Genomic DNA, 5,576 nt, shown 5'->3' with positions numbered 1-5,576 from the left:
TTGCCGATGTTCGCGCATCTTGGCCACGATCGGCCCGACGCACGGAAACTCGGAAATCGGATCGACGCTCGGAGTGTGTCGACCGCTGAGAAAACGGACCGAACCTTGCGCGTGCTGCGAATCTTCGTGAGTGATCGAGCGGATGATGCTGAACTTATCCGCGACGCGAGCATGCAGCGGCAGGAGTTCGCAAATGTCCATGCCCGGCGCTTTGGTCGCGATCGGGCGCATGAGGCCGCGATACTCGACCGGAGCGTTCGGCTTGAGATCGTACGTCTCCATATGGCTGGGTCCCCCCTGCAGCCAAATGAGAATGACGGACGTGTCGTCGTTCTTCGTAGAGGATGAAGTCGCGGCCGTTGCGGCTCGACTGCGCAGGATGTCGCAAAAACCGAGGCCGCCTGCAAGGAGCGAGCCGGCTTCGAGAAAGCCGCGACGCGACATCGGACCGGGGCAACGAACATGCGGACGGGAGTTCATGGCGTGATCTCATCACAGGGGAAGTCGGTTCGCTTCCAAGCCTCAAGGCGGACGAGAGCCGATGTCATGCGGTGATCGGCCTGCGAACCAAGCAGACGAGCAGGTGGGGCTGGCAGCTCGAGATTTTCGGTGGGGTATGCAGTTTAGATTCATCGACCGTTCGCGGTCAACAACGTTAAAGTCGCATCGTTTCCGGCAGAGGGGCGTGGGCGGGGCTTCGCACGCTAACTCGCTCGGGTGGAATTGGTCAGACCAACACGGCGACTCGCGGAACGGTCAGACCAATCGGTCTATGTGCAACGGGCCTTCGAAACCGGCAGCCGAATTCGCCGCGCCGCGATTGTCGCACTTCCATTTCTCGCGTAGAATCGGTTCATCGACAACTGCCGATGCGTTCAGTCTTGCAGGAGTAATTTTCCTCCGCAAGAGCGGATGTGCGGCCGTCGCCCCGCCTCAAATTCCCGCCGCGATCATCGCACTAGTCCGTCCATGTATTCGTCGCCTCACTGCGCGCGCTTCCTCGGCGTCGTGCTCGGCTTAGCCGTCTGCGCGATGCCTCAATCCGCCTCCGCGGAAGCGGAACCGGCGCTGCATGCGCAGATCGACGCCCTGGTCGCGAAGCGATTGCTCGACCGAAAAATCACTCCGGCCGAGGTTTGCAGTGATGCCGAGTTCGTACGGCGCATCTATCTCGACCTGACCGGCATCATTCCGACATCGACGCAAGCCCGCGACTTTCTCGACGACGAAGGGGGCGGCAAACGTGCACGACTGATCGACAAATTGCTTGCGAGTCCCGAGTATGCCTTGCACATGGCTCGGGTTTACGACGTGATGCTGACCGAGCGACGCATTCCGACGATCACTTCGTACGACGTTCCGCAAGCCGCCTGGCGCGCCTATCTGACGGAGTCATTCGCCGCGAACAAGCCGTGGGATCGAATGGTTCAAGAGATCCTCGGCAGTGACGGAGCCGACGAGAAGCTCGGCAGCGGCGTGAAGTTTTATTTGGTGCGAGATGTCGAGCCGCATGCTCTGACGCGCGACGTCGGCCGCTTGTTCCTCGGGGTCGATCTGCAATGTGCCCAATGCCACGACGACCCACGATTCGACGACTATCGCCAAGCCGACTATTACGGGCTTTACGCGTTCGTACAGCGGATGAAGCTGCACCCGATGATGCCGCGCGGCGCGCAAGTCGCCGAGACGGCCGAAGGGAAAACGACCTTCACTTCGGTCTTCACCACCAAGAGCGGCGAAACGTTTCCCCGCTTGCCCGGCGGCGAGATGCTGGCCGACCCGATGCTGGATAAAGGGAAGGAATACGTCGTTAAGCCCGGCCCGAAGGACCGCAGCGTCCCGACCTATAGTCGACGGCTGAAGCTCTCCGAACGGTTGCCAAGGCAAGAAACGAAAGGCTTCGCGCGCAATATCGCCAATCGTGTCTGGGCGCAGTTCTTCGGACGCGGGATCGTGCATCCGCTCGATTTGCACCATGCGACGAATCCGCCGTCGCATCCGGAGTTGCTCGAACGACTCGAACAGTGGATGGTCGAACATCGGTATGATCTTCGGGGTTACATTCGGGAGCTCGTCCTGAGCGACACCTACCAACGCTCGAGCCTTCTTCCTAACGGTGTGAAAGAACTTCCAGACGACGCCTTCGCCGTCGCGCTGCTGCGGGGACTTACCGCCGAGCAACTTCGCTGGTCGCTGCTGCAAGCGACCGGGCACATCGAGATGCACTACGCTAAACTCGCTGCGGCGGTGACGAAGGCTTCGGCTGATAAGAAGCCGGCTGTCGCCGAGCCCGAATGGAAGGTTAAGCACGTGGGCAACGAAGCGCTCGAGCGACAAAGCGCGAGCCTGATCACGGCGTTCGCCGGCCTCGCCGGCCAAGGCGAGGGCGCGTTCGATCCGGTCGTAGATCAAGCGCTCTATTTGAGAAACAGCACGAAGCTGTTGCCGCTACTGCAATCGGAGTCCGGCACGACGCTCGAGCGGCTCGGCGCGATCATCGATAGTAAGTCGCTTGCCGGCGAGATGTACCTGAGCGTTCTGGCGCGTCGTCCGACTTCCGACGAAATCGACGAAGTCCGGCGAATCCTCGGTGACGCTAAGTCACCCGCCGCGCGGCGCGAGGCGTTGCAAGCTTTGGTTTGGGGACTGTTGTCGTCGGCCGAGTTTCGTCTCAATCATTAGACGCAGGTACGCATGTCCCGTCGCACACAACTTTTCGATCGCGCCGTCTCGCGTCGCACGGTGCTTGCCGGCGCTGCACTGGGTTGCGGCGCGCTCGCGTTACCGCTGCGGGCAGCCTCCGCCGCCGCGCCGCGAAAGCAGCTCTTGCTGCTGTTTCTCTCCGGCGGAGCAAGTCAGTTCGAAACCTGGGATCCAAAGCCCGGCACGAAGACCGGCGGCCCCTTCCGAGCGATTTCGACCTCGCTTCCCGGCGTTCGAATCGGCGAACTCTTGCCGCACTCGGCGAAGAACATGCACCGACTTAGCGTCGTACGGAGCGTGAACTCCGGGATCGCCGACCACTTTCAGGGGCACTACGCCATGCAAGCCGGGCGTATCGTCCCCGGCTATCCGGTGCTCGGGTCGGCGGCGGCGAAGTTGCTCGAGCGTCCGGGTGACATCTTGCCCGGCTACGTTTCGATTCGGCGCGACGGCCCGAAGGCGTACACCGACGTAGGGAGCGCCGGATTCTTAGGGGCGAAGTACGAGGGAGTGCGAATCCTCAATAATCAGCCCCCGGAAAACTTAGTGAGACCCGCCGCCGTCGCACCGACGCTGGCCGACGCGGTCGATCGGGTGCGTCGAAGCGCGAACGATCGTTTTCGACGGGGTCGCGAACCGGCGGCGATCGATGCCTACGGTACGACGTATGATCAAGCCGACGCGCTCATGCAGCGCCACGAGATTTTCGATCTGGCGAAAGAATCTCCCGCCGACCACGAGCGCTACGGCAACCACGACTTCGGCCGAAATTGTTTGCTCGCGCGACGCTTGCTGCAGTCGGGCATCAGCTGCGTACGCGTGACCCACTTCGATTGGGACGCCCATCAAGACAATTTCTATTGGCATCAGGTGCGCTGCGGCGAGTTCGACCGAACGTTCATCACGCTGCTCGACGACCTTGAGCAGTGCGGCATGCTGAAACACACGCTCGTCGTCGTCAGCGGCGAAATGGGCCGCACTCCGCAGATCAACCATCTCGGCGGACGGGATCACTGGGGACGGGCTTGGAGCGTGGCGATGGCCGGCTGCGGAGTGAAGCCGGGAATCGTGTATGGCTCGACGAACGAAACAGGCACCGAAGTCAAGGACGGCCTCGTTAAGCTCGGCGACCTGTTCCACACCTATCTCACGGCGCTCGGCATCGACTCTCAAACCAAGTACGAAATCAACGGCCAATCGAATCCCGTGGCTGATCCGGCGGCCAAGCCGATCGCCGCCGTGCTCGCTTAACGATCGCTTCGCGCAACCTTATGACCATCGATCCCGCCAAGTCGAAACTCGCCGCCGAATTCAAGCATGACGTGCCGCTGATGAGCTGCGCGTTCGATATGAGCGGTCGGTACGTGATTGCCGGCGGTCGGGATCGCAACGTCGTCGCTTTCGAAGCGACCACCGGTCGGAAGACGATTCTCACCGGGCACGAGAGCTGGGTCGGGATCGCAACGCGAGCAGCCGACCTTGTCCTTACGGCCGACTATGCGGGTCGCGTCGTTGCATGGGATTGCAGCGGAAACGGACCGGAGTCGCGCTGGAAGATCGACGCGCATCCGAGCACGATCTATGGTCTGGCCGCCGCCGTCGACGGGAAGACGTTCGCGACCGGTGACCGCGAGGGAGTCGTGCGCGTTTGGCGCACCGCCGACGGCAAACAACTCCACGAGCTGTCACGGATCGAGTATCCGGTTTACGGAGTCGCGCTGCATCCCGACGGTAAACGGATCGTGACCGCCGATCGGCAACCGCAGAAGCCGCGCATCAAAGTGTGGGATCTCGCCTCGGGTACGGAACGGCTCTCGATCGATGTCGCCGAGCTTTCGGGCTATCGGCGCGTGGAAGATATCGAGTGGGGCGGCATCCGTGCGCTCGCCGTGTCGCCGGACGGCGCGCAGATCGTCGCCTGCGGCCGAACCGGATACGACGGCCAAGCCTGCGCCTTGAGCTATGAAGCAAGCACCGGCAAACTGCAACGCAAGTCGGCCGTCGCCTTGAAAGGGGGCTTCTACTACTCGGCGAAGTTCCATGCCGAGGGTTTCCTGGTTACCGCCGGCGGCGATCTGGGCAAGGGAGAGTTCCGCTGCTGGAAGCCGAACTCCGACGAATCGCTAGCTCACGTTTCGACCTCGGGCCCTTGCCTGGGGATGGATATTGATTCGAGCGGAACGAAGATCGCCGTGGCGCAAGCAATCGGTAGTAAGACTTATCCCGAGTCGGGGGCGCTTGCCGTTTTCGAATGGTCCAAGTAACGGCCTCTTATCGGTCACGTCGGAAGAACAGGGTTCGAATATGAAATCGACTCACACACCCAGCGCCGCACGTACGACTCGACGCGCGGCGTTACAGATCGGGGCCGGACTGTTCGGCCTCAGTCTTCCCGAGGCAGTGCGGGCGTCGCAATCGGCGGCTCGCAAGTCGCCTGACGTTTCCTGCATTTTTATCTTCTTGGCCGGCGGACCGAGTCAGTTCGAAACATTCGACCCGAAGCCCGACGCTCCCGTCGAAATTCGCGGCCTCTGGAAACCGACGCAGACTAACGTGCCCGGCACTTTGATCTGCGAAAAGCTGCCGCTCATGGCACGGCGCATGGACAAGGTCGCCCTCATCCGTTCGTGGCAAGGAACGAGCGGCGGACACGACATCGGCTCGCAACACGTGGCATCGGGGTTTTTGCCGATGCGCGGCGAGCAGTACTTTCCGAATTTCGGCTGCCTGCTGACGGCGCTGCGCGGCAACAAAGTGAAGGGCATTCCGGCGCACTTCGGGATCCCCGTCGCAGCCCGCTACACCGATCCGCCCGGATATCTCGGCGCGGCCTACGAGCCCTTCAACGTCAAAGGGGATCCCCGCGCGCCCGA

General features: G+C 62.0%; 5 protein-coding genes. 4 read left to right on the top strand and 1 reads right to left on the bottom strand.

The window, feature by feature from the left end; translation table 11 throughout:
* Positions 1 to 480 (bottom strand): DUF1501 domain-containing protein (locus K8U03_24245; protein MCE9608008.1); only part of this gene is annotated, 480 nt, incomplete at its 3' end.
* 489 nt (positions 481 to 969) lie between these two features.
* Between K8U03_24245 and K8U03_24240 the strand changes: the two genes are divergently transcribed.
* From K8U03_24240 to K8U03_24225, 4 genes are all read left to right on the top strand, one after another.
* Positions 970 to 2,682 carry a DUF1549 and DUF1553 domain-containing protein gene (locus K8U03_24240; GenBank protein MCE9608007.1) on the top strand — a complete coding sequence of 571 codons (1,713 nt, stop codon included), beginning with the start codon at positions 970 to 972 and terminating at the stop codon, positions 2,680 to 2,682.
* Positions 2,683 to 2,694: 12 nt separating this feature from the next.
* Positions 2,695 to 3,954, top strand: a complete 1,260-nt coding sequence (locus K8U03_24235) for a DUF1501 domain-containing protein (protein MCE9608006.1) — start codon at positions 2,695 to 2,697, stop codon at positions 3,952 to 3,954.
* Positions 3,955 to 3,974: 20 nt separating this feature from the next.
* Complete coding sequence (locus K8U03_24230; protein MCE9608005.1) at positions 3,975 to 4,967, top strand: hypothetical protein; 993 nt, start codon at positions 3,975 to 3,977, stop codon at positions 4,965 to 4,967.
* Positions 4,968 to 5,007: 40 nt separating this feature from the next.
* Positions 5,008 to 5,576: DUF1501 domain-containing protein (locus tag K8U03_24225; GenBank protein MCE9608004.1), on the top strand; the 569-nt coding region annotated here is incomplete at its 3' end.

It is taken from the genome of Planctomycetia bacterium (assembly GCA_021413845.1).
Lineage (GTDB): Bacteria > Planctomycetota > Planctomycetia > Pirellulales > PNKZ01 > PNKZ01.
This window is presented reverse-complemented; position numbering and strand designations above follow the sequence as displayed.

What these genes read in the sequence shown, in the direction of transcription:
- K8U03_24230 (MCE9608005.1), top strand. Translation starts at nt 3,975, where the DNA reads ATGACCATCGATCCCGCCAAGTCGAAACTCGCCGCCGAATTCAAGCAT.
- K8U03_24235 (MCE9608006.1), top strand. Translation starts at nt 2,695, where the DNA reads ATGTCCCGTCGCACACAACTTTTCGATCGCGCCGTCTCGCGTCGCACG.
- K8U03_24240 (MCE9608007.1), top strand. Translation starts at nt 970, where the DNA reads ATGTATTCGTCGCCTCACTGCGCGCGCTTCCTCGGCGTCGTGCTCGGC.